Origin of the sequence: Pseudorhodoferax sp., from assembly GCF_047601025.1 — a bacterium.
Lineage (GTDB): Bacteria > Pseudomonadota > Gammaproteobacteria > Burkholderiales > Burkholderiaceae_C > Pseudorhodoferax.
The window spans coordinates 2333169-2360098 of record NZ_JASGJZ010000001.1 but is presented as its reverse complement, the minus strand read 5'-3'; the positions used below and the strand labels follow the sequence as shown (position 1 = coordinate 2360098).

The 26930-nt window shown below is 65.6% G+C and carries 27 protein-coding genes; 10 read left to right on the top strand and 17 right to left on the bottom strand.

Annotation, left to right across the window (positions count from 1 at the left end):
• Positions 1 to 89 precede the first annotated feature (89 nt).
• Both QM782_RS11145 and QM782_RS11140 read left to right on the top strand, forming a co-directional pair.
• Positions 90 to 1187: a nucleoid-associated protein gene (locus tag QM782_RS11145; RefSeq protein ID WP_415202980.1), complete on the top strand. Its 1098-nt coding sequence runs from the start codon at positions 90 to 92 to the stop codon at positions 1185 to 1187.
• Positions 1184 to 2170, top strand: a complete 987-nt coding sequence (locus tag QM782_RS11140) for a GTP pyrophosphokinase (RefSeq protein WP_415202979.1) — start codon at positions 1184 to 1186, stop codon at positions 2168 to 2170. Before QM782_RS11145 ends, QM782_RS11140 begins: the two co-directional genes overlap by 4 nt.
• Positions 2171 to 2409: 239 nt before the next feature.
• Here QM782_RS11140 and QM782_RS11135 read toward each other — a convergent pair whose 3' ends face one another.
• The 5 genes from QM782_RS11135 to QM782_RS11115 form a co-directional block, all read right to left on the bottom strand.
• Complete coding sequence (locus QM782_RS11135; protein ID WP_415202978.1) at positions 2410 to 4473, bottom strand: ParB/RepB/Spo0J family partition protein; 2064 nt, start codon at positions 4471 to 4473, stop codon at positions 2410 to 2412.
• Positions 4474 to 5009: 536 nt separating this feature from the next.
• Positions 5010 to 5273: a hypothetical protein gene (locus QM782_RS11130; RefSeq protein WP_415202977.1), complete on the bottom strand. Its 264-nt coding sequence runs from the start codon at positions 5271 to 5273 to the stop codon at positions 5010 to 5012.
• Positions 5274 to 5378: 105 nt separating this feature from the next.
• Positions 5379 to 5576, bottom strand: a complete 198-nt coding sequence (locus QM782_RS11125) for a DUF6900 domain-containing protein (RefSeq protein ID WP_415202976.1) — start codon at positions 5574 to 5576, stop codon at positions 5379 to 5381.
• A complete protein-coding gene (locus QM782_RS11120; protein ID WP_415202975.1) occupies positions 5563 to 5832 on the bottom strand; it encodes a hypothetical protein in 270 nt (89 codons plus the stop codon). Before QM782_RS11120 ends, QM782_RS11125 begins: the two co-directional genes overlap by 14 nt.
• Complete coding sequence (locus QM782_RS11115) at positions 5829 to 6476, bottom strand: DNA methyltransferase (protein WP_415202974.1); 648 nt, start codon at positions 6474 to 6476, stop codon at positions 5829 to 5831. Before QM782_RS11115 ends, QM782_RS11120 begins: the two co-directional genes overlap by 4 nt.
• A gap of 669 nt (positions 6477 to 7145) precedes the next feature.
• On the opposite strand from QM782_RS11115, the gene QM782_RS11110 reads away from it, so the two are divergent.
• Positions 7146 to 7859, top strand: coding sequence for an abortive infection family protein (locus QM782_RS11110; protein WP_415202973.1), 714 nt, complete (start codon positions 7146 to 7148; stop codon positions 7857 to 7859).
• Positions 7860 to 8007: 148 nt separating this feature from the next.
• Here the strand turns inward: QM782_RS11110 and QM782_RS11105 are convergent, their stop codons facing one another.
• The 5 genes from QM782_RS11105 to QM782_RS11085 form a co-directional block, all read right to left on the bottom strand.
• Entirely contained in the window at positions 8008 to 8280 is a 273-nt protein-coding gene (locus tag QM782_RS11105; protein ID WP_415202972.1) for an addiction module antidote protein, read from the bottom strand.
• Positions 8281 to 8332: 52 nt separating this feature from the next.
• Entirely contained in the window at positions 8333 to 8653 is a 321-nt protein-coding gene (locus QM782_RS11100; protein ID WP_415202971.1) for a helix-turn-helix domain-containing protein, read from the bottom strand.
• Between the two features lie 16 nt (positions 8654 to 8669).
• Positions 8670 to 9194: a helix-turn-helix transcriptional regulator gene (locus QM782_RS11095; RefSeq protein WP_415202970.1), complete on the bottom strand. Its 525-nt coding sequence runs from the start codon at positions 9192 to 9194 to the stop codon at positions 8670 to 8672.
• Between the two features lie 4 nt (positions 9195 to 9198).
• Positions 9199 to 9477, bottom strand: a complete 279-nt coding sequence (locus QM782_RS11090) for a hypothetical protein (protein WP_415202969.1) — start codon at positions 9475 to 9477, stop codon at positions 9199 to 9201.
• Positions 9478 to 9621: 144 nt separating this feature from the next.
• A complete protein-coding gene (locus tag QM782_RS11085; protein WP_415202968.1) occupies positions 9622 to 10842 on the bottom strand; it encodes a tyrosine-type recombinase/integrase in 1221 nt (406 codons plus the stop codon).
• A gap of 260 nt (positions 10843 to 11102) precedes the next feature.
• Between QM782_RS11085 and QM782_RS11080 the strand changes: the two genes are divergently transcribed.
• The 7 genes from QM782_RS11080 to QM782_RS11050 all read left to right on the top strand — a co-directional run bounded on the left by QM782_RS11080 (position 11103) and on the right by QM782_RS11050 (position 18748).
• Positions 11103 to 12266: a FecR family protein gene (locus tag QM782_RS11080; RefSeq protein ID WP_415202967.1), complete on the top strand. Its 1164-nt coding sequence runs from the start codon at positions 11103 to 11105 to the stop codon at positions 12264 to 12266.
• Positions 12267 to 12492: 226 nt separating this feature from the next.
• On the top strand, positions 12493 to 14967 hold the full coding sequence (locus QM782_RS11075; RefSeq protein WP_415202966.1) for a TonB-dependent siderophore receptor: 2475 nt from the start codon (positions 12493 to 12495) through the stop codon (positions 14965 to 14967).
• A gap of 69 nt (positions 14968 to 15036) precedes the next feature.
• Positions 15037 to 15309 carry a hypothetical protein gene (locus QM782_RS11070; RefSeq protein WP_415202965.1) on the top strand — a complete coding sequence of 91 codons (273 nt, stop codon included), beginning with the start codon at positions 15037 to 15039 and terminating at the stop codon, positions 15307 to 15309.
• A complete protein-coding gene (locus tag QM782_RS11065) occupies positions 15302 to 15595 on the top strand; it encodes a hypothetical protein (protein WP_415202964.1) in 294 nt (97 codons plus the stop codon). The genes QM782_RS11070 and QM782_RS11065 overlap by 8 nt, the downstream gene beginning before the upstream one ends.
• Before the next feature lie 10 nt (positions 15596 to 15605).
• Positions 15606 to 17264, top strand: coding sequence for a PepSY-associated TM helix domain-containing protein (locus QM782_RS11060; protein WP_415202963.1), 1659 nt, complete (start codon positions 15606 to 15608; stop codon positions 17262 to 17264).
• A gap of 81 nt (positions 17265 to 17345) precedes the next feature.
• Positions 17346 to 17831 carry a Fur family transcriptional regulator gene (locus QM782_RS11055; protein ID WP_415202962.1) on the top strand — a complete coding sequence of 162 codons (486 nt, stop codon included), beginning with the start codon at positions 17346 to 17348 and terminating at the stop codon, positions 17829 to 17831.
• 20 nt (positions 17832 to 17851) lie between these two features.
• The gene (locus QM782_RS11050) at positions 17852 to 18748 is read left to right on the top strand and encodes a LysR family transcriptional regulator (RefSeq protein WP_415202961.1); all 897 of its coding nucleotides are present in this window, start codon (positions 17852 to 17854) and stop codon (positions 18746 to 18748) included.
• Positions 18749 to 18860: 112 nt separating this feature from the next.
• On the opposite strand, the gene QM782_RS11045 is transcribed toward QM782_RS11050, so the two are convergent.
• From QM782_RS11045 to QM782_RS11015, 7 genes are all read right to left on the bottom strand, one after another.
• Positions 18861 to 20072: a tyrosine-type recombinase/integrase gene (locus tag QM782_RS11045; RefSeq protein WP_415202960.1), complete on the bottom strand. Its 1212-nt coding sequence runs from the start codon at positions 20070 to 20072 to the stop codon at positions 18861 to 18863.
• A 216-nt stretch (positions 20073 to 20288) separates the two neighbouring features.
• A complete protein-coding gene (gene ychF / locus QM782_RS11040) occupies positions 20289 to 21383 on the bottom strand; it encodes a redox-regulated ATPase YchF (protein WP_415202959.1) in 1095 nt (364 codons plus the stop codon).
• An 84-nt stretch (positions 21384 to 21467) separates the two neighbouring features.
• Positions 21468 to 21704, bottom strand: coding sequence for a YbdD/YjiX family protein (locus QM782_RS11035; RefSeq protein ID WP_415202958.1), 237 nt, complete (start codon positions 21702 to 21704; stop codon positions 21468 to 21470).
• The gene (locus tag QM782_RS11030; RefSeq protein WP_415202957.1) at positions 21704 to 23761 is read right to left on the bottom strand and encodes a carbon starvation CstA family protein; all 2058 of its coding nucleotides are present in this window, start codon (positions 23759 to 23761) and stop codon (positions 21704 to 21706) included. Before QM782_RS11030 ends, QM782_RS11035 begins: the two co-directional genes overlap by 1 nt.
• A 105-nt stretch (positions 23762 to 23866) precedes the next feature.
• The gene (locus QM782_RS11025) at positions 23867 to 24568 is read right to left on the bottom strand and encodes a response regulator (RefSeq protein WP_415202956.1); all 702 of its coding nucleotides are present in this window, start codon (positions 24566 to 24568) and stop codon (positions 23867 to 23869) included.
• The gene (locus tag QM782_RS11020; protein WP_415202955.1) at positions 24565 to 25920 is read right to left on the bottom strand and encodes a cache domain-containing protein; all 1356 of its coding nucleotides are present in this window, start codon (positions 25918 to 25920) and stop codon (positions 24565 to 24567) included. The genes QM782_RS11025 and QM782_RS11020 overlap by 4 nt, the downstream gene beginning before the upstream one ends.
• 20 nt (positions 25921 to 25940) lie before the next feature.
• Positions 25941 to 26840, bottom strand: coding sequence for an MOSC domain-containing protein (locus QM782_RS11015; protein ID WP_415202954.1), 900 nt, complete (start codon positions 26838 to 26840; stop codon positions 25941 to 25943).
• Positions 26841 to 26930: the final 90 nt, after the last annotated feature.

Here is a 26930-nt window from a genome sequence, read left to right as displayed (position 1 = left end):
AACCGCTTGTCGAGGCCCGTCGCGCAGACATATCGTTGTATCCTTGGTGCAAAATTTGTTGCACCAAGATACATTCAAAATCAATTGCCATGTCCTTTGAAAATCTCTCGATTGGCCGTCTGATCATCCATGAGGTCTTTGCACGCGGTGCAGATAAGGCCTTGGTTCAGCCCAATTACGGGACTCAGCTTTTGACACTCCCGCAAGATGCCCGGGACGCGTTGCAAGCCCGCATCACCAACGCTCTCGGGAAATCATCTCACGGTGTCGAGATGACGATTCGAGAAGTCGGTGCTGACAGCACTTGGCATAAAGCCAAGGAAATCATTGAGGCACAGGGCAATGATGCCGAATTCGTCAATATTTCCCAAAACATTGCCAGTAAGCTAGCAGTTGCTCAGACCAATCGCAGCATCCCTGGCGGCATCGTGGTGGTGATTGAAGGAACTTGCGGTAATCCAGCCAGGTCGTTCATGTGTGTCATCAAGGCAGAGCCTCATGGAGGTTTCACCAAACGGCAAGCGGGCGTGAATTTGACCCTGGAGTACATCAAGGAGCTTATTCTCACGCCACAGGCCAAGCTGTACAAAATCGGAGCTTTCCTACGGTATGACCCTTCAGCAGCCACAGCCCAAGCGCCTGACAATGGCTGGAGGGCTTTTCTGTTTGACGACCTGATTACTCAGGGCAATAAGCTTACTGCTGCGCAGTATTTTTACGAAACATTTTTGGGTTTGGCATTTCCGTCCAACAGTGCATTTCAGACCAAGAAGTTCCACGAACTAACCAAAGACTTTATCCGAAATGCCAATGTCGATGCGGAAAAGAAAATAGACCTTTTGAATGCCCTGACCACCTATCTGAAGACGGATCAGGCCGCAACTATTCAGGTGGACGTTTTTTCACAAAACTACTTGGGAGACGCGGTCCTGCAAGATGCATATACAGCTTATATGGGGCAAAAGAATTTCCCCAACACGGCTATTCACAAGGACCTTTCCGAGGTCCAAAGTCAACTGCGGCTGCGTAAGCTCACCTTCGGGCACGACATCAAGCTCACCGCCCCTGCGGATCAGTTCGAGAGCTACGTCCGAATCGAGTCCATTGACGGCGATGCCGATGAGCATGGTAATGTGCCCAAATGGACCAAGATCACAGTGCGTGACCACATCCGAGACCAAGAGTGAACGAGCAGGAAATCCTTGCGCGGTGGGAAGCCGACAAGCCCTTCTATAGGGCCTGGGCCAAGCTCATCGGCCGGGAAATCGAGGGGCGGCTTATGCCAGCCATAGCTCCTACTCTCCTCGACTACTTCTTGAAGGTTCCCATGGTGCCTCGTCTGAAGGGCGACACCAGCCTGATTGACAAGGCCCTGCACCGCAACAAGCCTTACAAGAACCCGTATGAGGACATCACTGACAAGGTAGGCATGAGGTACGTGGTACTGTTGACCACGCACATCAGCACGTTCTGCTCGATCATCGAAAGCGCCGAGTGCGAGGCCTTCTGGTCATGGTCCAAAGACAAGGACTACGAAGAGGAGCGGCTGGCCAAGCCCTTGGAGTTCTCCTATCAATCGGTCCACTACGTGCTGCGATCCAAAGCAGGGCTAACCATCGATGAGGTGAATCTCCCTGAGGGCCTTGCATGTGAGGTGCAAATCCGTACGCTCTTGCAGCACGCTCACAGCGAACTAACTCACGACACGCTCTACAAGCCCAAGACCACTGCAAAGCCCTCAATCAAGCGTACCGTTGCCAAGAGCATGGCTTTGATCGAGGCTACAGACGAATTCTTTGAGCAAGCCATGAAGGATCTCGCCAGTGCCAGCGAGCCGCAGCGGCAACTCTTGAACTACTTGAGTACGGCCTACAGGAAAGGCACAGGCCTAGAGCCCGGACAAGAGCGATCCAATCAGCTTGTGATTGATACCTTCATAGATTTTTTACCGAAGGATGTCACCATCCAAATCGAGGAATTCTTGACGGCCAAAAACTATGTTTTTGAAAAAATCAAAGAGCAAAATGGCCAGCGACATTTCTTTAATCAACCAGCCGTGCTTCTGGCGTACTTCCTCGCCGAGAGAAAACCTGCCCAAACCCGGGAGAATTGGCCTATCGGCACGGACGATCTAGCCAAGGTGTTTAGTGATTTAGGAGCTGCGTTTTAAAGACTGCGTGCAGCTTTCAGCACGCAACTCTGAAATCCGGGCGATGCGGATATGCTCCAGGCGTGCCACTATGCCCCTTGCATTACACGGGTCAGCGCCTGAAGGCAGTGGCGTAGAGATATGGCTGTTCGGCTTTAACACCGTGCGCGGCCACTGCCGCGCACGGATTTTGATTAGAGATGGATAGGCACGCAGAGCAGCGCCTCAACCGAACCGGGGCGCTGCTCTGCGGATGAGGATCAAGCGGCCAGGGCTTCGGCAGGTTCATCCGCCACGGCTTCGGCATCCTCCGGGGCGTCGTCCTGCCCCTGCGCTTTCTCCTGCGGGGTTTCCACCGCTTCGGCCTTGAAGATCGCGGGCATCCACCCCGTGCCATAGGCCAGCCGCTCGGCTTCGCTGGCAACGTCGGCCTTCTTGAGCTTCGCCAGCCGGTTGACTTCCTGCGGCGCGTACTCGCCCACGGCTTGCAGGATCGCGGCCTTGGGAACGTGCTTGAAGTAGCCTTCCGCGCTCGGCCGCCACCATGCGGCCATGTCCAGGCCCACGGCCTGCGCCAGTTCCTCGCCCGGTTGGCGCGGCATGGCGCGAGGCGTCACCACGTCCACCGTGGACGCCACACACACGGCCAGCAGTTTGACCAGTTCGCCTTGCTCCATTGCCAGCAGCGCGGCGAACAGTTCGGCGCTGTCCTGCGGCAAGGATTGACGGGCTGCCTGCTGCACCGCGCGCAGCGCCACGGCGGCGGGCGCGTCGGACAGGTCCGGGGCCATAGCTTCCAGGCGGTCCCGCACATTCAGGCGCACGCCCACCGGCAGGTCGTGCCCGTGGTAGTGCCCCTGCAAGACCCTCTGCACCATGCCATGCACCAGCGCGGCCAGGGCGACGTGCGGATGGCGGGCGACTTCGATTTGCAGGGCGGTGGTGCGATGCGCGCTCAGACGCTGGGCCAGCCGGTCGGATATGGCGGGGGTTTGCGCTTCGCCTGCCGTGTCGCCTTCGTCGTCGTCCCCGTCCTCGCCGCTGGCACCTTGGCGCAGGCGTTCCAGCGTGCGCAGCGCCTTGGCCTCGGCCTCGCGCATCAGCCCACGATGGATCACGGCCTTGCCGTCGCGGTCGATGGTGACGATGGCCCCGGCGGCGGCCTTCACGTTCGGGCCGTAGTCCAGCAAGCCGTCCTCCAGCGCCTGCAACTGCTCGCCCAGGGCTTCGCCTTCCTCCTGCAAGGTGTCGACCTTGTCCTCGTCCTCGGCTTCCGCCGCAGCGTCGATGGCCTCGGCGATGGCCTGCATCTTCGCTTCCAGCTTCTCGATGCGCTGCGCTTCGCGCTTGGTCGGTTCGCGCCGGGTTCGCGGAGCGCGCTGGAAGGCGTGCAGGTCGGCATGGGTCACGCCCGGCGTGGCGTCCACCCAGGCCCAGCCCTCGGCCTTCGCCTTGTCGGCAATGCCCGCCAGCTTTTCCTGCGCCAGCCGTTCCAGCAGCGCGGCATCGGTCAGGTACACGCCCGCGTCGCCTTCCGCGAACAGGTCACGGCGCACGCCGCCACCTGCGGCCTCGTAGGCGTCCAGGCCCACGAAGCGCACCAGCGGATGCCGGTAGGCGTCGATTTCGCGCTCGGTCAGGCGCTCGCGCAGCGCGGACGGGTGGCGCTGCCACTGTGGCGCATCGTAGAACGCGGCTTCCTGCGCGGCGTGGTCATCGGTGATGGCCAGCGCCATCAACTGATCCAGGCTCACGGCGTCGGCCCGGTAGTCGTCCATCAGGCGCGGCGAGACGTTGGCGAGCTTCAAGCGGCGCTGCACCACCAGCGGCGTGACGCTGAAATCCGCCGCTATGTCCTCGATGGGCCGGCCTTCGGCCACCAGGGCGGCGAACGCCTCGAACTGGTCTGCGGGGTGCATGGCCTCGCGCTGCACGTTCTCGGTGAGGCTGGCGGTGCGGGCGGTGCCATCGGCCACCAGCAGGCAGGGCACGTTCCAATCCTTGGCGATGCGGCGCTTTTTCGCCAGCAGCTTCAACGCGGCCAGCCTGCGGCCACCGGCAACCACCTCGTAATGCTCGCCATCGGCGGCGGCGATCACGATCAGATTTTGCAGCAGCCCCACGCGCTGGATGGATGCGGCCAGTTCGGGGATGGACATGCGCGGCATGGTCTTGCGCACGTTGCGGCCCGTGGGGCGCAGCACCAGCCGCGACAGCGGCACCAGAATCATGTGCTTGCTCGGGTCGGCGGCTTGCAGGACGTTGGCGGCGCTGCTGGCTGCGGTGCTGACGGCTTGGGTTTCGGTACGGGTAACGGCATTCATGGTCTAACTCCTAAAAGTTGGCTGTTGAAGAACCCGCACCGGATTCCTAGATTCGGAGCCCAGCCTTTGTGGCTGTTCGGTGCGGTCGGCACGAAGAACCCGGTTGGCCCTGTTGCCACCGTCTTTCCTGAGTTCATCGCCCGCGGCCAAAGGAGCGCGCGCACGGGGGCCGTCAAGGAGGCAAGCGCAGGGTGGGTGCGGCCCGCAGGCGCAGCCGAGGACACGGCCCTGCGCGCCTTGACGGCACACGGGTGCGGGCTACGGTCGCGGACAAGGTGATGGAGTCAGGGAAGACGGCTGGACACGGCAACGGCCGCCTCGATGTGCCTACCGCACGGCAAGCGCAAGCGCGCAGGCCCGAAGCTGGAAGCCGGGCCGGAGGCGTCAGCCGAGCGGAGCGAGGGGACGATCGAAGCCCGAAGGGGCGAAACCCGCAGGGGTTCGATGCGCAGCACGAGAGCGCGACCGGCCTTCTCCCAGGCGGCCGGGGACGCCCGAACTTCAAAGCTCGATGAACGCCATGCCCAGGACCAGCCTCATGCCACAGGTATCGGCAAGCGGGTCTTGCTGCCCTTGCGGCAGCGGCCTTTCGGCCGATCCGGCATCGCCGGTTCGGCGGCATCGAGGGGCGCCAAGCGCAGCGCGGCGGGGATAGCCCGCAGGGCTTTCCCCTGGAGGGCAAGCGCAGCGTGCAGAAGAACGGGATGGGCCGGAATGCCCGGCCGCTTCAACGCCGCCGCCGGAGCACCGCGAAGGCGGCGGCGTTCCGATATGGCTGTTTGGTTGATGATCTCCGACACCGGGCGCGGCCACTGCCGCGCCCGGATTTTTGAGCGCCAGCGCCAGGCCGTGTCAGTCTCGCGCCGGGCGATCAGCCGCAGGGCCGGCCCTCGCCGGCCCCGTGGTCACTCGCGTTCGCGGTAGTGGTCCACCATGCCCGCCAGGTAGGCCGCTTCAAGCGCCGCCCGGATGTTCCAGACAGCACAGTCATGGAAATCGAGGTAGCCAATCCTGCGGGTTTCGAGGGTGTCGATCTGTAGATGCACGCGCGCAATCTCGGCAATCTCCCGTTGCGCTGCCTCTGAAAGTTCAGGCTTGGCCATGTGGCTGCTCCTTGTCCAGTTCGGCCCGCACCTGCAAGGCGAGCTTGCGCAGGTTCACGTCCCCACTGGCGATCGCTGCCACCTCAATATCGGGCAGGCTGGCGAGGATGGCTGTTACCCGCCGCTCGATTTCCCACTCGGCCGCCTCCGGCCAATGCTTGTAGTCGGCGATCAGGGTGAGCGCGTCGCGGTTCTTGCGCCCGTACCCGGTGAGATAGGCCCGCAGGCCCTCGAAGGTGTCGAATTCGCGGTTCATGCTGCGGCCCTCCTGGCAGGGATGCGGTTCAGGCGTGCCGTGGCGGCGGCGTGGTACTGCGCATCCAGCTCAATGCCCAGGAAGCGGCGGCCGGTCTGACGCGCTGCCACGCATGTGGAACCTGATCCCGCGAACGGGTCCAGCACGATGCCGCGCGAAGGGCAAAACGTCTTGATGAGCGTCGCCATGGAATCGACCGGCTTCTGTGTGGGGTGCAAGCGGTTGCCGCTGTACCTCCAAGGCAGCACGTCGGGCAATGGCTCTTGCGGTTGCGCTGGCCGACCCTTGGCCAGCAGGTAGGCGGATTCATGTTGATAGCGCAGAAACCGCGCCTTCGATTGGTACGGCTTGGCAAACACGATATGCCCGACCACGCGGAACCCGGATGCGCGCCACGCGCTGAAAAACCGGTCCACCCGGCTCCAGCCATAGAACGAGACGCAAAAGGCGTCATCGCGCAGGATGCGGTGAATCTGCTGGAAGGCAGGCGCCAGCCAGCGGTCGTCCTTGTCGTTGGCGATGCGGCGCCCGTCGCGGTCCTGGTAGTCCACCAGATAAGGCGGGTCGGTGAGAACGAAATCCACGGCCCGATCGGGCAGCGTGGGAAGAACGGTCAGGCAGTTCCCGAGAACAATGCGGCTCATGTCATGCTCCTAGATGTGAAAGGTTTGCTGTTCACACCGCACACCGGATTCCTAGATTCGGAGCCCAGCCTTTCGGCTGTTTGGTGCGGTTGGCGCGAGGAACCCGGTTGGCCCTGTTGCCACCGTCTTTCCTGAGTTCATCGCCCGCGGCCAAAGGAGCGCGCGACCGGGGGCCGTCAAGGAGGCAAGCGCAGGATTGGTGCGGCCCGCAGGCGTAGCCGAGGACACGGCCCTGCGCGCCTTGACGGCACATGGGCGCGGGCTACGGTCGCGATGAAGGTGATGGAGTCAGGGAAGACGGCTGGACATGGCAACGGCCTTCCCGCTGCGCAGACCGCACGGCAAGCGCAAGCGCGCAGGCCCGAAGCTGGAAGCCGGGCCGGAGGCGTCAGGGATGTGCAAGGCTGGCGTAGGCCAGTCCCGCCAGGGATGAGCGAGGAGCGAACCTGAAGCAGCCCGGTCCGCGCAGCGGGGACGCCAATACACGCCTTTACGAAGCCGTTGAGTGACGTCGAGAAGCGGTCATTCGACCAGGCCATTCACTGGCCGAGAGTGGTCCCCCATGATCATCAGACCACCTCCGCTGACATAAACTGGATCTCTCTGGCGCAGGATCTTTAAGGAGGTGAAGCCAGGATGGCAAACGAGTTATCTATACAAGCACAAGCCTTGCAGAACCTGCTGATCTCTCAAGCCACGGGTGGAAATGAAGATGACGCAGAGTTCGTTCGTCTGCGACAGGCCCTGCTTTCAAATACGGCGCTGGACTCACTGATTCCGCAATTTCTTCGTACCTGCCGCAGCCTCGCGCAGTTCTGGCAGTTCATCAAATACAAGTACAAGACCTACGCTGAGCGTCGCAACTATCTGTGGGACGAATTCCGTCCAGTATTAGATGCCCTAGAGCGCGGCGGGCTGGCGCCTTCCGATTCCTCGGTAACGATCACCCTGGAAAAGTTCGATGCTGCCCATGTGCAGGCGGCCTGGTCCAAAGCGCTGGATCGGCGCGCATCAGATCCGGAAGGCGCGATCACTTCCGCACGAACACTGATCGAGTCGGTTTGCAAGCACATCTTGGACGAAGCCAAGATCAGCTATGACGATGCTGCCGATCTGCCCAAGCTATACAAGCAGACAGCAGAGGTGCTCAAACTGGCGCCGTCTCAACACACGGAGCAGGTTTTCAAACAGATTCTTGGCGGATGCACGTCGGTGGTCGAAGGCCTCGGGTCACTTCGCAACAGACTGAGCGATGCACACGGAAAGGGGCGGGTCGGCATCAAGCCCGCGCCTCGCCATGCAGAGTTGGCCGTCAATCTGTCAGGCGCGTTGGCCAACTATCTGCTGGCCACGTGGGAAGCACGTAGTGAGGCCGCAGCCTGAGATCAGCTTGGGTTTCCGGGTCGGTATGCTTCGGTGAATCGAATTTCCCAGACACTGTCTAGGAAATTGTCGGCGAAGCCTTCACCATGCAACGCTGGGAATTCTCGTATCGGTGATACGACAATCGGCCCGCACTCTCAGCCCGGCGTCAGGCCGCGTGCGCCGGCTGCACCACCAGCCGCAGGCCCATTCCCTTGAGGATCGCCGCCAGATCGCCGAATGCCAGGTCGCCCTGCGACGCCAGCGCGTGGTCGAGTTGGGCAGGCGCGAGCCCGCTACGCGGAGCCACCGCCTCAGCGCCCCCGAACACCGGCACCAGCTTGCGCAGCACGATCAGCAGTTCGGCCGGATCGCCATCGGCCAGGATGCTGTTCAGGGTCTCCCGGACCAGCGCCGGATCGGCCCGGTACAGCTCGGCCATCGCTTCGTCATGGGGCCTGCTCGCCGGCATTCAAATTACCCTCCAGCGAACATCAGGCCGCGACAAGGATGCCCGGCGCATGCGCCCGCCGCGCGGGCCGCACCACGATCCTGACCTGCTGGTCCAGCGCCACCAGCGCCTGCATCAGCCGCTCCAGCGATATGTTCCGCAGCCTGTAGCGGCGCACCCGCGACATCCCCGGCCGAGTCATGCCGGTGATCGCCGCTGCCTCGGTCTGGCTCAGGCCGCGCTGGTCGATCAGTTCGTTGAGCTTGAGCGCCAGCGCGGCCTTGGCCGCCAGTTCCTTGGCATCGCCAAAGCCAAGATCCTCCAGCACGTTGGCGGTGCCCTGGGTATGGTCCATACGGGTCATCGCGTTCTGCTTCCCCTCAGCCCACCAGCGCTTCCAGTGCCTTGGACGCCGCGCGCGGCAGGCGCCGGCCTTCCTTGGCCACGTTGACCTGCAAGGCCACCCGCGCCACCTCCTGAATGCCCTGGGCCAGCGCATAGCCGCCCCTGGCCTGCATCCAGGCCAGCACGTCCGCCAGATGCCAGATCGACGCGCTGCCCTCATGCACCGGCGCCGGGAAGCTGCCCGCATGGGCCAGCATCAGCTTGCGCATGTTCTGCCGCGACACGCCGACGATCTCGGCCACGTCGGTCAGCCCGACCAGATCGGGCGCCACCTCGACCAGCCGGGCCGACGGCGCAGCGCGGCGCACGTCGGCCAGCGCGCTGCGCACCGCTTCTTCCGCATCGGCCGCCTCGCGCGTGAACTCCAGCGCCAGGCGCCCCGGCTGGCCGATGCCGACCAGGGCATCGTCGCAGCCGGCTTCGCCCAGGCGCTCGACCAGTGCCTGCGAATCGCGGTCGTTATCGGTGAGCTGGTACTTGAGGGTAAAGGTGTATTCCATCGCGCTACTCCTGGGTGCCATCGCCATCCGCCTCGCGCTGCCGGCGGTGCGTGGTGCAGTTGTCCACCACGCGCCGCAAGGCCCGGGCGTGGTTGCCGGGGTTCTTCGGCGTGCTCCACACACTGGTGATGCAGAACTCGCCGCAGCGGCATTCCTCGTCGTTGTAGGGGCAGTACATCCGCCCCCAGGCGTGGCTGCCGCCGACTTCGATGCGCCAGCCTTGCCCCTCGGCATGGCGAAGCGCGTCCTCGACCTCTTTCTTCGGGTGGGAAGCACGGGCCATCGCGTGTCTCCAGTATGGGGATGATGAATAAGGTTGTCAAGTGACAACCAAATGAGGAGAGAAGGATTTCCGAGGCGCTGTCTCGGATTTCTGGACGGCGGCAAGGGCACCAGGCCCGTGACTGCACGTCCAGGCCCGGAAGCCTCACGCCAGCGCCGCTTCTTCCCGCGCCGCCGGCTGGGCGGGCTGCCTGCCCGCCACCACCGTCTTGCGCCGGTTCGACGCCAGGTCGGCGGCCTGGCGCACCGGCGCATCCTCGGTGTGGACGTAGCGCATGAACATGGCCACGGTCTTGTGCGCCGTCAGCGCCATGCCCACCTTCACCGGAATCCCGGAGTTGGCGATGTCCGTGGCCGAGCGGTGGCGGATGCCGTGCGTGCCGACGTGGGCAGCGCCCGCAGCCTTCAAGGCCCGGCTCCAGCCGCCGTAGTATTCGCCCTCGGTCAGGTGCTTGTCCGGGTCGTTGGGCGAGGGCAGGACGTAGGGGCAGCCTTCCCGGCGCGGCGCCGTGGAAAGCAGCCGGTAGGCTTCCTCGCTCATGGGCTTGGACATGCCGCCAGTCTTGCTGTCGGGCCAGACCACGCGGCGGTTGTCCAGATCGACCCAGGCCCATTCGAGGGCGATGATTTCCGAGCGCCGGGCCGCGAACTCGAATTGCAGCCGGATCGCCAGGGGGATGGCGTAGTTCTCCAGCCCTTCGGCCTCCAGATGATCGAGGTGGCGGAACAGCTTGCCCATGTCCTCGTCGCTGATGAGGTGGGTGGCCTTGCCGTTGGGGTACATCGGGACGTGGCGGCACGGGTTGGTGCCGTCGGGCCGATAGCCCCACACCTCGGCCAGGTTGAACATCTTGCGCAGGACGCTGAACGTGTGGTTCGCGTCCGCCGGCTTGTGGGCCATCTTCTTCATCGCTGCGGCAATGTCCGGGCGCTTGACGTCCTGCACCTTCATGCGGCCCAGCAGCGGGATGATGTTGTTGTTGATGGTCTTCCAGTAGCCTTTCTGCGTGCTGGGCTTGTTGCGCTGCTTGGAGTGATCCTCCATGAACCGCATGCACAGTTCCTTGACCGTGGGCGCGGTGCGCGCCGCCGCCTTGTCGGCGGCCGGGTCGCCGCCCCGGCGCACCTGGGCCAGCCACTCCTGCGCCAGCGCGCGGGCTTGCTCGACGGTCAACTCCCCGAACAGGCCCAGGGCGGGCTTGCGCCGCTCGCCGGCGTTCGTGCGGTACTGGAGCATGAACACCCGCCTGCCCGCCGGGGTGATCTTGCACAGGAAGCCGGGTACGATGGTGTCCCGCAGTTCGACGGCCTGCGCCTGGGGTTGCGCCGTCTCGACGGCGGTCTTGGTGAGCTTGGTTTTTGCCATGATGACTCCTTGGAATGACCCGATTCCCAGGAGCCTCATAGGGGCCAGCACAGGGGAAGCCGGGTCAGGTTTCGGAAAGCACCGGCATATGTTGAACTCGCCTAAGTTATTGATAAACCTGCTGTATCGGGCTTGGGCGTAGTCCAGCAAAGTTCGGTGCTGGAGTCATCGTGAAATGAAAAACCGGCGCTGCGCGGGGCATGCATCCATCTACCGCCGGGGTGTAGTTTCTCCCCCTCTCGTGCGTCTATACCCATAAGATGAGCCGTATTTCTCCGCCCCCACGATCTTCCCCAGCCCCGTTCGACGAGGCTGCGGAAGCGCGCGAGCTTGAGGAGTTCTTTCGCCAGCAAGACCCCGTGAACGTTGCCGCGGTGGATTGGCATACCCGCCGCGAACAGGGCCTGAGCGCCGCCGGGCAGGAAGCATTCCAGCAGTGGCTGGCGGCCAGCCCCGCCCATGCCGCCGCCTTCGAGGCGCTGGACCAGGGCATGGCAGCGCTGCGCACTATTCCGGCGGAAGAAGCCGCACGGGTGCGCGCCGGCCATTCGGCAACCTCCAGCAGCGAAGCCCCGCAGCCCACGCCCTCTCCGGCCACCGGCGCCAGGCCCAAGCGGGCGCACGGGCGCAGCGGCGGCTGGCCCTCGCTGGCCGCGCCCACGCCGCGCCGGGCCTGGCTGGCCTTCTGCTGCGTGGCCGTTCTGGCGGCGGGCATGGGCTTGTACCAATGGGACCAGCAGCGCGTGGTCTTCTCGCGCGACTATGCGGTCGAGCGTGGGCAGCGCCAGACCGTGACCTTGCCCGACGGCACCGAATTGGCTTTCGACTCCGAAACACAGGCCCAGGTCGCCTTGTACCGCGACCGCCGCGAAGTGCGCCTTGCGGAAGGGCAGATCATGTTCGCCGTCGCGCCCGACAGCACCAAGCCCTTCCAGGTCCTGGCCGGGCCGGCGCGTGTCACCGTGGTCGGCACGAAGTTCTCCGTGCGGTACCGCCGCACCGGCATGGACGCGAACACCGTCAAAGTGGCGGTGGAAGAAGGCCACGTTCGGGTGGCCGATGTCCGCAGCCCGCCACCGGACGGCTCCACTGCCGAAGTCGATCTGGTGGCAGGCCAGGGGCTCACCGTGTCGGCGGATGGCGCCATCGGCAAGGTGGCCGAGGTCGCGCCCGGCAGCGTCGCGCCGTGGCGCAAGGGCCTAGTACGCTTCGAGAACACTCCGCTGGGCGATGCCCTGCTGGAACTGGAGCGCTACGGCGCCACCGGGCTGACGATCCGCGATCCCGCCGTGGCCGCCATGCCCATCGGCGGCACCTTCCAGATCGGTCGCCCCCAGGCGTTTGCGCAGATGGTGACGCAGATCCTGCCCGTCAAGCTGGTGCAGGGCGCCGCCGGCAAGACGGAAATTGCCCGGGTGCCATAAGAGCGTCTTCAAGGCCCGGCAAGGCCGCGACCGGGTGTTTGAAAACAGCTCCCACGCTCCCCGCTTCGCGGGGTTCGCTGCCCCCCAGGGGGGCGCTTTTCATCTTGGGACGGCCCGGCGATGAAAAAAGTTGAGGTGTGGAGGTGTAGTTTTTAGCGGGCTGGTGCGTCTTTAAGAGTAGTGAGTTTTATTTTCATTCATTACTCGACTCGTAAAGGACGTCTCCATGCGGCTGGTGCACACGCGCTTTCACCCCGTTCCCCTTGCCCTGGCCGTCGCCCTGGCCCTGGCTGCTCCGGCAATCGCCCAGGCACAGGCCGCTGACGGCGCCAAGGCCGTCACCCTCTCCATTGCCGCGCAGCCGCTCGGCTCGGCGCTGAACGAACTGTCGGCCGCCACGGGCACGCCAATCGGGTTTTCGCCGGCACTCGTCGCGGGCAGAACGGCACGCGCGGTCAAGGGGAACCTCACGGCGCGCCAGGCCGTGGACCAACTGCTTGCCGGCAGCGGGCTGGCGGCCGTGCAGGAAGCAGGCGGCCTTGTCATCAAGGCCATGCCGCCGGCTTCGACAGCTGGCGATGCGGCGACGCTGCCGGACGTGACGGTGCGGGCCCAGGCCGAGCGTGCAGATGGCCTACCGGCGCCGTATGCGGGCGGCCAGGTCGCGCGCGGCGGGCAGGTCGGGATGCTCGGCAACAAGGACGTCATGGACACGCCGTTCAGCGTCACCAACTACACGAACCAGACGATTCAGGATCAGCAGGCGCAGACCGTGCAGGACGTGCTGGCCAACGAGCCCTCGATCATCAACGCGTCCAACAGATCCGGTGGCGACTTTGCGTATTTCCGAGGATTTGTAAGTCAGGGAGGCGCGATAAGCCGCAGCCTGAACGGTTTGTCGGGCATGGCACCACCTTTATATCCGTCCATGGATTACGTCGATCGCGTCGAGGTGCAGAGGGGGCCTGGCGCCCTTCTGAAAGGTTTTTCCACGTCGGGGCAGTCCAATCAAGGCGGCTCCGTCAATCTGGTCACCAAGAAGGCGGATGACGAGCCGCTGACGCAGTTGACCACCCGCTATGAGTCTGATTCGGTGTTTGGTGCCCACGTCGATGTGGGCAGGCGCTTTGGCACCGACAACGCGTTTGGCATCCGCTTCAACGGCTCTTTGGATGGTGGCGATACGGCGTTGGATAACCAGCGGTCAAGGTCGCGGGTCGGCGCGCTCAATCTCGACTATCGCGGAGAGCGCGTCCGGTTGTCCGCTGATTTTGTCTATCAACGAGCCAAGGACACTGTTCCTTTTAACCACATTGTGCTTGGCTCCAGACCTGGAGTTGGGCAGCGACTCTCGTCGGTTCCCAGTGCGCCGAGGGCGAGCACAGCGTTAGCTCCTTCGTGGGCATATGACATAAACCAAGTCACGCTGGGCATGGTGCAAGGCGAAGTCGATATGACAGCGAATGTGACGGCATATGCCGCTTTCGGTGCACAACGACACGAAGGCAAGCGTTTGGGTGAAGTTGGGGCCCCTCTACTCGACACAATGGGCACGATCGGTCTGTCAAATCAGTCTAATCGTAGCCGTAACGACATCTCATCCATGCAAGGGGGTGTCCGGATTAAAACCGAGACTGGCCCAGTAGCGCACTCGTTCAGCTTTGACATGGCTCGATTTGAACGAAAGTATAAAAACATCACGCTTGGGCTTGGGAGTGTTTATACGTCCGCTGGCTCTCTCTACGCCCCGGCTTTCCCGGCATTCCCTACGGTGGGCGATGCGGGCGATCCGCCAAAGGTGAACGACGTGGTTGGCTCCAGCATCGCAATTGCCGACAGCATGTCGATGCTGGATGACCGCATCCAGTTCATCATTGGTGCGCGACACCAGAAGATAGAGTCCAGAAACTTCAACACCACGACGGGTGCGCAGACGTCGAGCTACGACAAGGCCAAGTGGACACCCTCTCTGGCGCTGGTGGTCAAGCCGTGGAGCAGCAATGTCTCCCTCTACGCCAACTACATCGAGGATCTGGTGCCGGGAACGACGGTCGGCGACACCTACGCCAACAGTGGCCAGGTATTCGCGCCCTATGCGACCAAGCAATACGAGGTGGGCGCCAAGGTCGATTGGGGCACGGTGACGACAACCCTGGCGGCGTTCCAGATCAGCCAGCCCAGCACCATTGCCAACCCATCCACGTCGGGCGGGCGGCCTACGCTGGCGCTGGATGGTGAACAGCGAAACCGCGGGATCGAACTGAATGCCTATGGCGAACTGGCCAGGGGCGTTCGCTTGCTTGGTGGATTGACTTACCTCGATGCCATTCTGACCAAAACCGCCAATGGCACCTACGACGGCGCAAGAGCCGCTGGTGCGCCACGATTCAGGGCCGTGATTGGCGGTGAATGGGATACACCATTTATCCAGGGAATGACGCTGACCGGTCGGTTGACCTATACCGGCGATGCGGTGGCGGGCAACAATGTCCCGCATCTGATCGTTCCCTCGTGGACGCAGATCGATCTGGGCGCACGCTACACCGTGGCGGGTCCGTGGAATCGCAAACCCATCACCTTCCGCTTCAACGTCGATAACGTCTTCAACAAGAGTTATTGGGTGGTGGGGCATCCTACCCTAGGCTCCCTTTATTTGAGCAGCCCGCGGACGTTCCGGCTCTCTGCCACGATGAATTTCTAATCAGATCGACCTCCGGCGCTTGCCAGTCAAGCGCTGGCAGCTATCTTTCTTGATAACAACACCGAAGCGATGCTGACTCTTCTCGCCCTGGCGCTGACCATTGTTGGCAGCGCTTGCCTCTATCTCGCCAGCCCCAACCAGCGGTGGCTTTCACGCATGCCGCCAGCCCGTCCGCTGCTGGTATTGGGAACTGTGTTGCTGCTCATTGGCCTTGCCTTGTGGATCGCGGCGCTGCGCCCCCTGTCGGGCGTGGCCGTGGCCCTGCACGTGGTGATGGTCTGCCTGTTCGCGCTTCCCTACGCCGCCGCGCTGCGCGGCACCCGGAGGCGTCGGCATGGCTGAACGCATCCGCCCTGACTGGTGGGCCAAGACCAGCGCAGGCGTGATCCTGGGCTTCGGCTTGGCGCTCGCGCTGGCGGGCCTGTATGCGTATCTCGGCCAGGGCGACATCCATGCCCCGAGCGGACGCCCCGCGCTGATGCGCTACATGGTGGCCTTCGTCTGGGTCGCGGTGTTCGGCTTCTGCTTCCTGTTCCGCAGCGGGGCTGCGGCCTGGGCGTGGCTCGGCGTCGCGAACCTGCTCGCCTTCGCTGCATTGTTCGCCTGCCGTTTCTGGCTTTTTGCATGAGGGCCGCCGCATGATCCGCGCCGACATCATCAAGATCTACAAGACCGTCCACACCTGGACGGGCATCATCTGCGGCTTTGCGCTGTTCATTGCCTTCTATGCCGGGGCGCTGACCATGTTCATGGAGCCCATCGCTCGCTGGGCTTCGCCGCCCGGCGTGGGCGTGGCGGCCGTCTCCCTCGACGATGCACCCAGGCTCATCGAGCAGGTGGCCGCCGCGCACCCTGAAGCGAACGAGGAAGGCATCACATTGCATCTGCGCGGCCGTGAGAACGAACCGGCCCGCGTGACCTGGGAAGAGGAACTGCCGCACGACGAGAGTGACCCCAACCACGTGCATGAGCACGTCCACTGGTGGGCCACGCTCAACCCTGACGGCACGCTGATGGCGAAGGAGCAAGAGCCCTCAGAACTGGCGCAGTTCATCAACGAAATCCACATGCGCGTGGGCATTCCACGGCCGTTGGGCTGGTATTTCATGGGCGCCGTCTCGCTGCTCTATGGCGTGGCGCTGATCTCCGGGGTCATCGTGCTGCTGCCCTCGCTGGTGAAGGACTTCTTCGCGCTGCGGCTGGGCAAGAACCTCAAGCGCATGTGGCTGGACGCGCACAACGTGGTCGGCATCACGGGCCTGCCGTTCCACATCGTCATGGCCGTCACCTCCGTTACGTTGTGCCTCATGGGCCCTTTGACGTCCGCGCAGGACAGTGTGATTTATGGCGGCAGGCAGGCAAGCGTGATCCAGCCAGTCTTCGCTTTAGCGAGGCCACCCAAGCCCACCGGCGCGGCGGCGCCCATGCTGTCACCCGCGCAACTGCTGGAACGTCTGCATGCGCATGTGCCGGACTTCGATCCCGCCACGATGACGTTCCACCATACCGGCGACGCAGCGGCCGCCGTGCGATTCAGCGGAAGCGAGTTCGGCTATGTGGGAGACACACGTTTCGCAGGCGTCATCCTCAGTGCCGTGACCGGGGATGTGATCAGCGATTACCGTCCGTCACGGCAGGAGCCGTCGTGGCGCGCCGCTGTGACATTGGCTGCCCTGCACTTCGGCCAATACGGCGGAACGACGATCAAATGGGCCTATTTCCTCCTCGGCCTCGCGGGCGCCTGGCTGTTCTACGGCGGCAACCTGCTGTGGGTGGAAACCCGGCGCAAGGCGCAGCGCAAGAACAGTGAAGAATTGCCCACCCAGCGCCGCGACACGTACTGGCTGGCCGCCGGCACCGTGGGCGTATGCCTGGGCTGCGTGGCCGGCCTCTCGGCCACCATCGTGGCGGCCAAGTGGCTGCACGGCCGCGTGGCCGACCTGAACCACTGGCATGAAGTCATCTACTACGTGGTGTTCTTCGCTTCCATCGCCTGGGCCTTCGCGCGCGGCGCCGCGCGTTCGTCGGTGGAACTGCTGTGGCTGTGCGCCGCCGCCACGCTGGCGATCCCGCTGACCACACTGGCCGCGTTGCTGTTCCCATCGCTGGGCATGTGGGCGCACGGTAGCGCCGCCACCATCGGCGTGGACGTGGTGGCCTTCGTCGGCGCGCTTTGCTTTGCCTGGATGGCCGTTGCCACCGCGCGGCGCGTCAGGCACGGCCCGGTGGACAGCGTGTGGTCGGCCCGCAAGGCGCCCGCAGCCCCGGCAGCGCCAGCCACCGCGCAGGAGGCTTGAACCCATGCAGGCCGCGAACTGCCGCCTGCACTGGTGGCTGGCGCTGGCCGTCGCAAGGGGGCGGCGATGAGCGAGGCGAACGTGATTTCGCGGCTTCGCAGCGCCAAGCTGCGCCTGAGCATTGCCCGCATCGGCGTCATGCAGGTGTTGCAAGTAGCCGAGCCCGAGCCGCTGAGCGCCGAGGACGTGTACCGCCGCATGAGCGAGCGCGGCACGCGCACCAGCCTGGGCACCGTATACCGGGCCACGAAAGAACTGGAAGCGCATGGCCTGCTGCTGCGGGAATGGGGCCGCCACCGCAAGGCGGTGTACCGCATCAAGCCCTCCGGCTTCGACGCGCACCGCCTGCGGCTGGTGTGCCAGGACTGCGGGCACAGCGTGGCGTTCTCGGACGGGGCGCTGCTGAAGGCGCTGAAGCGCGTGGCCCACGCGCAGGGTCTGGCGCTGGCGGGCAAGGCCGTGGCGATTCCCTGTGAATGCCGGGGCTGCGACACCGAGGCGCCCGAACTGCGCTCCTGTTCTCTGGCGAAGTCGAGGGGCCAGCCGGCCGCGGCCAACAGCGGATGACATCTTGGCGGGGGAGAGGCATGGAGTTGAGACACTTGCGATATTTCATGGCTGTGGCGGAGGAACTCCACTTCACCCGCGCCGCAGACCGGCTGAACATCGAGCAGGCGCCGGTGTCGCGCACTATCAAGGATCTGGAAGAACGCCTCGGGGCACGCCTGTTCTACCGGAATCACCATCACACACGTCTGACCCCGGAAGGTGAGGCTTTCAAGCGGGACGTGCCAAGGGTGTTCGAAGCGCTTGAGAAAGCCATCGAGGGGGTTCGGGCGATGGCCAGCGGTCATCGGGGCCTGTTGCGGGTTGCCGTGTCGGACAACGCCTTTCATCCACGTCTGGCTGCGTTGCTGGCGCTGAGCCGCGAGGAAGAGCCGGATGTGGAGATTCACATGTCCGAGGTATCGCTAACGCAACAACTGCACGGGCTGCGCGACGACCTGTTCGACGCCGGTTTGGCGCACACGGGCGACATGGGCGACGAGATCGAAGCGCACCCAGTCTGGCACGACGCACTGGCCGTAGCCGTGCCCCTGCGCCATCCACTGCTCGCCTTCTCCTCGGTCCCGCTGAAGGAGTTGTTGCACCAGCCGTTGGTGTTATGCCACCCGCAGTTCTGCGAGGGCTGTCACCGAGAGCTTGATTGCGTGCTGTCCCAGATGAAGGCCACACCGACCGTAGTCGATGAGGCAAGGTCGCTGGGCATGATGCTGACGCTGGTGGCGGCCGGCTACGGTGTGGGGTTCGTGCCCATGGAGCAGATCGAGGCGTGCCACCATGCTGGCGTGGTGCTGCGGCCGCTGGATCTGGAGGACGCAACGCTCACAACCTACCTGCTGGTGAGGGCCGACCGCGAGCCGTCCGCAAGGCTGCTCCAGTTCATCGAGCGTGCAAAACGAGGGCTGGAGCCGACCGAGTGAATGCCAGACGCCAAAAGGGTTCAAGGGAAGGGGGCTAAGAGTCAATGGCCCTGCCTGGAAAAGGCAAAAGGCCGTCTTTCCCCCGCTGCTACAGCACTCGGCCACAGCACTTCTATTTCGCTCCACCATCCTCCGCCACGCTCAGGTAATCCGCCCAAGCCTGCAACAGTGCCCTTCTCTGATCCAGCAACAGTGCCTTGTTGTAAGTCGCCCGCACTTTGTTGCCCTCCACGTGGGCAAGCTGTCGCTCGATCGCATCGGGCCGGAATCCGTTCTCGTTGGCCCAGGTTGAAAAGGTCGTCCGCCAGCAATGTGGCGTCGTGCCCCGCCCCAGGTTCATGTCGCGCATGGCGTAGGTGAGCCGGTTGGGCGTGGTGAAGCCTGTGCCACTCCGGTGCGGAAACAGGTAGCGCCCACCGCCAGTGATGTGCTGCAAGTCTTTCAGCACGGCAGCGGCCTGCACCGACAGCGGGCAGACATGGTCGCGCCGGGCCTTCATCTTGGCCGCAGGCCGACGCCACAGCGCATCCTTGAAGTCGAATTCTTCCCACTCGGCATCGGCAGCTTCCCCTGGGCGGCATGCGGTCAGCGCGATAAGCCGCAGGCACAGCGCGGTTTCGGGATAGCCCCGGTAACCGCGCAACGCCAGATAGAACTTCTGGATTTGCTCGCGCGTCATCGCCGCCTTGCTTTCGCTCGCAGGCACGCGCAGCAGCCCGCGCAGGCTTGGAATCGGATTGGCATCCACCAGACCACGTACCACGGCGAACTCGAAGATGGCGGAAAGATCGCCTTTGACATGGATGGCAGCCCATGCGCCATGGGCCTTGCATTCCTCCAGCAGCGGGCGGATCTGCTTGACGCCAATGTCACTCATCGGCATCCCGTCGAACTTGGGCGACAGGTACTTCCTGATTCGGGACTCTTTCGTCCGGTAGGAGCTAAGCGCAAAGGCTGGCTTGATTTCCGCCAGGTAGGCCTGCGCCACCTTGGCGAACGAGCTTTCGCGGGCGCGCTTGCGCTCTTCCAGTGCTTCCAGGTTGCGCTGCTTGAGCTGCTGCCGCTCATGAGCAGGATGGATACCCTGCTTGACCAGGGCACGGGCCTTCTCTCGGGCCGCGCGCGCCTCTGCAAGGCTCACTTGGGGAAAGCTGCCGATGGCAAAGAGGTTTTCCTTGCCTTGCAGGCGGTACTTCCAGCGCCAGAGCTTGCCGCCGGTGATCTTGACCAGCAGGAACAGGCCCCCGCCGTCTGAAAGTTTCCAGTCTCGAGCAGCAGGTTTGACCGACTTGACCTTGGCGTCGGTGAGTAGATTCTCGGGCATCGTTGGACTCCACTGCGGGGGAAAGTACCCCCACGGTTGAACACGAGTACCCCCAACGCTACCCCCGATTTTTTTGGACTCCGATGAACAATAGGAACGCTCAGCAGACCGTATTGTTTTGCAAGTCATTGATTTCAAATGACATGCTCAATCCACTGAGCGTTACTGAACGCTCCTGAGTTCCTGAAAAATCGTCAGACGTTGATCACACGTTGTTCATACGTTGAACAAGAAGTTCATCACGTCCCCATCCCTGACGACGTAGTCCTTGCCCTCGCTGCGCATCTTGCCGGCGTCCTTGGCGCCCTGCTCGCCCTGGAAGGCGATGTAGTCCTCGAAGGCGATGGTCTGCGCGCGGATGAAGCCGCGCTCGAAGTCGCCGTGGATCACGCCGGCGGCCTGCGGCGCGGTGTCGCCGACGTGGATGGTCCAGGCGCGCACTTCCTTCACGCCGGCCGTGAAGTAGGTCTGCAGGCCCAGCAGCTTGAAGCCGGCGCGGATCAGCCGGTTCAGCCCCGGCTCCTCCTGGCCGATCTCGGCCAGGAACAGCTGCCGGTCTTCCTCACCCATGTCGGCCAGCTCGGCCTCGATCTTGGCGCAGATGGCGACCACGGGTGCGCCGTGGCCGGCCGCGTAGTCCTCCAGCCGGTCCAGCAGCGGGTTGTCCTCGAAGCCGTCCTCGGCGACGTTGCCGACGAACATCGCCGGCTTGGCGGTGATCAGGCACAGCGGCTTGAGCAGCGCCTGCTCTTCCCGGGACAGGTCGAGCGTGCGCGCGGGCCGGCCTTCGTTCAGCGCGGCCTGCACCGGGCCGAGCAACCTGACCATGGCCGCGGCCTCCTTGTCGTTGCCGCTCTTGGCGGCCTTGGCGTAGCGCGCCAGCGCCTTCTCGACGGTGCCCAGGTCGGCCAGGCACAGCTCGGTCTGGATGACCTCGATGTCGGAGATCGGGTCGACCTTGCCGGCGACGTGGATGACGTTCGGGTCCTCGAAGCAGCGCACCACGTTGACGATGGCGTCGGTCTCGCGGATGTGCGCCAGGAACTGGTTGCCCAGGCCCTCGCCCTTGCTGGCGCCGGCCACCAGGCCGGCGATGTCCACGAACTCGACGATGGCCGGCACCACGCGTTCGGGCTTGACGATCGCCGACAGCTGGGCCAGCCGCGGATCGGGCACCTCGACCACGCCGGTGTTGGGCTCGATGGTGCAGAAGGGGTAGTTCTCGGCCGCGATGCCGGCCTTGGTCAGCGCGTTGAAGAGGGTGGACTTGCCGACATTGGGCAGGCCCACGATGCCGCATTTCAGGCTCATGGCGGGGCTTTCAGCTCGGATTCGGGAAAGCCCGTGATTCTAGGAGCGCGGGCGGCGGAAATCCGGGCGCGCGCGGCGCGCGGTTCAGCAGCAGCGCCCGCCGCCGCTGCCGTAGCGCGCCTGCAGGCGCTCGCGGAAGAACTCCTCGTAGCTCATGGGCGCCCGGTCCGGGTGCGTGGCCGCCATGTGCGAGAGGTAGGTGTCGTAGTCCGGCAGGCCGACCATCAGCCGCAGCGTCTGGCCCACCGTCCGCAGGGCGCGGGCCGAGCGCGCGAGGTAGCGCCCGGCCTGCGGCAGCGAGGTGCTGGTGCTGGACGCCATCAGCCGGCCGCCGCGGGCTCGTAGGGCGTCTCGTGCACCGTGGGCCGGCTGGCCGCGCGCGCCGCCAGGCAGGACTTGACGGTGTAGAACAGCACGCTCAGCACCACCACCATGAACAGCCCGCACAGCGCGGCGTCCAGGCGGTCGTTGAAGATGATGCGCTCCATGGCCTCGGGGGTCTTGGCCGGCGCCACCAGCACGCCGTTGGCCAGGCCTTCGGTGTAGCGGGCCGCGTGCGACAGGAAGCCGACCTTCGGATCGGGCGAGAAGATCTTCTGCCAGCCGGCCGTCAGCGTGCAGGCCAGCAGCCAGGCGGCCGGCGCGGCGGCGACCCAGGCGTAGCGCTCGCGCTTCATGCGGAACAGCACGACCACGCCGAGCAGCAGCGCCACCGCGGCCAGCATCTGGTTGGAGATGCCGAACAGCGGCCACAGCGTGTTGATGCCGCCCAGCGGATCGACCACGCCCTGGTACAGGAAGTAGCCCCAGGCCGCCACGCACAGCGCCGTGGCCAGCAGGTTGGCCGGCAGCGAGTCGGTGCGGGCGAGCGCCGGCACGAAGCTGCCCAGCAGGTCCTGCAGCATGAAGCGGCCCGCGCGGGTGCCGGCGTCCACGGCGGTCAGGATGAACAGCGCCTCGAACAGGATCGCGAAGTGGTACCAGAAGGCCATCATGGCCTGCCCGCCGATGACCTGATGCAGGATGTGCGCCATGCCCACGGCCAGCGTGGGCGCGCCGCCGGCGCGGCCGAGGATGGTGCTCTCGCCCACGTCCTTGGCGGTCTGCACCAGCATCTCGGGCGTGACCGAGAAGCCCCAGCCGGAGATCGTCTGGGCCACGGCCTCGGGCGTGGAGCCGACCAGCGCGGCCGGGCTGTTCATCGCGAAGTAGACGCCGGGCTCGATGCACGAGGCGGCCACCAGCGCCATGATGGCGACGAAGGATTCGGCCAGCATGCCGCCGTAGCCGATGTAGCGGGCATGGCCCTCGTTGTCCAGCATCTTGGGCGTGGTGCCCGAGGAGATCAGCGCGTGGAAGCCCGACACCGCGCCGCAGGCGATGGTGATGAACAGGAACGGGAACAGGCTGCCGGACCAGACCGGGCCGTTGCCCTGCGCGAACTGCGTCAGGGCCGGCATCTGCAGCATCGGGCCGACCCAGACGATGCCCAGCGCCAGCGCGACGATGGTGCCGATCTTCAGGAAGGTGGACAGGTAGTCGCGCGGCGCCAACAGCAGCCACACCGGCAGGCTGGCGGCGATGAAGCCGTAGCCGATCAGCATCCAGGTCAGCGCCTTGCCGTCGAAGGTGAACATCGGGCCCCAGGTCGGGCTGTGGGAGACGGCCTGGCCGCCGAAGATCGCGGCCATCAGCAGCACGAAGCCGATGATGGAGATCTCGCCGATGCGGCCGGGGCGGATGTAGCGCAGGTACAGGCCCATGAACACCGCCACCGGGATCGTGGCCGCGACCGTGAAGGTGCCCCAGGGCGATTCGGCCAAGGCCTTGACCACGATCAGCGCCAGCACCGCCAGGATGATGATCATGATCATGAAGGTGCCGAACAGCGCGATCATGCCGGGCACCGGGCCCATCTCCTGCTTGACCAGGTCGCCGAGCGAGCGGCCGTCGCGCCGCGTGGAGATGAACAGCACGATGAAGTCCTGCACCGCGCCGGCGAACACCACGCCGGCCAGGATCCACAGCATGCCGGGCAGGTAGCCCATCTGCGCGGCCAGCACCGGGCCGACCAGCGGGCCGGCGCCGGCGATGGCGGCGAAGTGGTGGCCGAACAGCACGTTCTTGTCGGTGGGCACGTAGTCCAGCCCGTCGTTGTGGCGGTGCGCCGGAGTCTTGCGGCTGGGGTCCAGGCCGAGCACCTTGTTCGCGATGAACAGGCTGTAGTAGCGGTAACCGATCAGGTAGACGCAGATCGCGGCGGTCACGATCCACAGCGCGTTGATGCTCTCGCCGCGTGAAAGGGCCACGGTGCCGAGCGCGAACGCGCCGACGATGGCCACGGCGAGCCACACGAGGTGGCGGCTGATGCTTGGCATGCGGATGTCTCCTTATTGGACGTGAATTCGTGCATTTTGTCGCACGGCGGTCCCCGCGCGCATCCGTCGCAGCGCGCGGGCGGCCTACGCGCGACCACCTAAGTGCTAACCCGCATCCTGCCCCGGGCCGCGCGTGTGCTCCACGGCATAGCGGATCAGCTCCGCGAGGCCGTCGATGCCGAGGCGCCGCTTGATGCTCTGGCGGTGTGCCTCCACGGTGCGCACGCTCAGGCCCAGCGCGCGGGCGATCTGCTTGCTGGATTCGCCGCGGCCCAGCGCGGCCAGGATCTCGGTCTCGCGCGGCGTCAGCAGCGGGCGCGGCGGGCGCTGGGGAAACAGCTTGCGCGCGACGGCCGGGCTCAGGAAGGTGCCGCCGGCGGCCGCGGCCTCGATCGCGGCGACGATCTCCGCGGCCGGCGCGTCCTTCAGCACGTAGCCGCGTGCGCCGAGCTGCAGGGCCTGCTGCACGTACTCGTGGTTGTCGTACATGCTCAGCATCACGATCTGCGGCGCGGGCCGGCGCTGCAGCACGCGGGCGGCCAGCGCCAGGCCGTCCATGTCCTTCATGCCCACGTCCATCAGCAGCAGGTCGGGCCGGGCGGCGTCGAGCAGGTCCAGTGCCTCGGCGCCGCTGCCGGCCTCGCCGACGACCTCGATCCAGGGCACGGCGCCGAGCCGCGCGCGCAGACCGTCGCGCACCAACGGATGGTCGTCGACCAGGAACAGGCGGACCGGCGTGCTCACCGGCGTCCCTTCGCCGGCACGGGCGGCGGTGCGCGCACCGTGGGGCGGCCCGGCGGCGCTCATGCGGACCGCTCCAGGGGCAGCGGCAGTTCGGCCTCGACCATGGTGGCGCCGGGCGCGGAAACCAGGTGCAGCCGGCCGCCGATGGCCTCCATGCGCTCGCGCATGTTGCGCAGCCCGATGCCGCGGCGCGCGTCGAGCTGCACGGCCAGCACGTCGAAGCCCTGGCCGTCGTCCTGCACGCGCAGGCGCACCGCGTCGCCGTCGAACGCCAGGACGATGCGCACGCGGTGCGCGCCGGCGGCGTGCTTGTGCACGTTGGTCAGCGCCTCCTGCGCGACGCGGAACAGCGCGGTCTTGGCGTCGGGCTCCAGTTCGCAGGGCGTGCCCTGGACCTGCATCCCGGCGCGGATGCCGCCGGCCGCGTCGAACTCCTGCGCCAGCCGCTCCAGCGCGGCCGCCAGGCCCAGCGTGTCCAGCAGCGCGGGCCGCAGCCGGTGCGACAGGCCGCGCACCTCGGCCAGCGCGGCGTGCAGCCGGTCCAGCGCCGTGGCCAGCGCGGGCGGGCGCTGCGCCAGCGTGTCGGTGTAGGACTCGATCTGCAGCTTCACGCCGACCAGTGCCTGGCTGGTGCCGTCGTGCAGCTCGCGCGCGAGGCGGGCGCGCTCGTCCTCCTGCGACTGCACGACGCGCCGCGCCAGCAGGCGCAGCTTGGCCTCGGCCGTGCGGTGCCCGCGCAGGTTGAGCAGCAGGCCGGCGGCGCTGACGCCCGCCAGGCACAGCGCGGCGATGCCGGCGATCCACAGCAGCGTGGCGGCGACGTTGGCGCTGGTCTGCCGGTCCATGGCCGCCAGCGTGGCCTGGATGTCGTCCAGGTACAGGCCGGTGCCGACCATCCAGTTCCAGCGCGGCAGCAGGGTCACGTAGCCGAGCTTGGGCGCCAGCTGGGCGCTGGAGGGCTTGCGCCATTCGTATTCGACGAAGCCGCCGCCGTTCTGCTGTGCGGTGTGCAGCAGGTCCTGCAGCGTGTAGCGGCCGTGCGAATCGCGCAGGTCCCAGAGCTGCTGGCCGACCAGCTCGGGCTGGCGCGAGTGCATCAGCGCACGGCCCTGCAGGTCGTAGACGAAGAAGTAGCCGTCGCTGCCGTAGTCCAGCGCGGCCAGGCGGCGCAGCGCCTCGGCGCGGGTGGCCTCGTCCTGGCGGCCGCTGTCGTACAGCGGCCGCACCGTGCTGACGGCCAGCTCCACGTAGGCGCGCAACTCGTTGCGGCGCTGGGCCATGTGGCTGGCCTCGATCAGCGTGCGCTCGCGCTGGGCGAGGCCGTGCTCCTGGTGGCGCACCGCCAGCGCGACCAGCGCCAGGGCCAGCAGCAGCGGCACGACGGCGAGCGCGACGATCTTGGTGCGCAACTGCATGGCGCCGCCGGGCAGGCCCTTCACGCGAACCGGTAGTCGGCCGCGGCCGGCTGGCCGGTGCGCAGCGCATGGTCGATGCCGTCCAGCACGATGGCGTTCATGCCGAAGGCGATCGCGCCGTCGACCGCCGGGTGTGCCCGGTAGGCCTGCAGCGCGTCGCCGACCTCGGGGCTGGACAGCGCGGTGGCCGGATCGATGTTCGGGATCGGGCAGCGCGGGCAAGGCTTGACCATGCGCAGCCGGGCCAGGCCTTCGCCGGTGGCGATCTGCAGCTCGTCGAGGCGGTCCTCGTCGTGCGCGTCCAGGCCGTCGAGCACGAGGTTCGGGCGGAAGCGCTCGACGCCGGCCGGTGCATGCCCGGCCGCGGCCAGGCGCTGGTTCAGGCCGTCGAGCGAGGCCTGGCTCAGCACCAGCACCGGGTAGCCGTCCGAGAACTGGTTCGGCGCGTCGGCCTCGCCGGTCCAGCGCTTGCTCGACAGGCGGCGCTGCTCGGGGTCGAAGCGCACCAGCCGCAGCCGCTGTGCCGGCCGGCCGGCCGGGCGCCCGGCGTTCAGGAAATCGCTGAACCACTGGGCGGCGACGTCGCCCATGTCGTAGGCCTTGACGCGGTCGTTCCAGACCGTGACCTCGACCGGCGCCTCGACCGCGTCGAGCGCGATGTGCAGCGCCAGCATGCCGGGCGCGCGCAGCACCATGTCGAACTGCCGCAGCTGCGGGCGGATCAGCGCCATGCGCGGCAACTCGCGCTGGGTCATGAACACGCCGGCCTCGTCCACCACCATCCAGGCGCGGTCGAACTCCAGGCCGGTCTCGGTCAGCAGCACCTCGGCCAGCTCCACGCCGGCGCAGGACTTGATCGGATAGACGAACAGGCGCGCGATGCGGGCCTGCACGTCGGCGGAGGGAAGGTCGGCGGTCATGGGCGGGGCATCGGGCACGGGCTGGCGGCGGAAGCTAAATTGTGCCTGCGCGGCCGCGGGGCACTGGGTAGGGCAGCCGTGGCGCGGGAG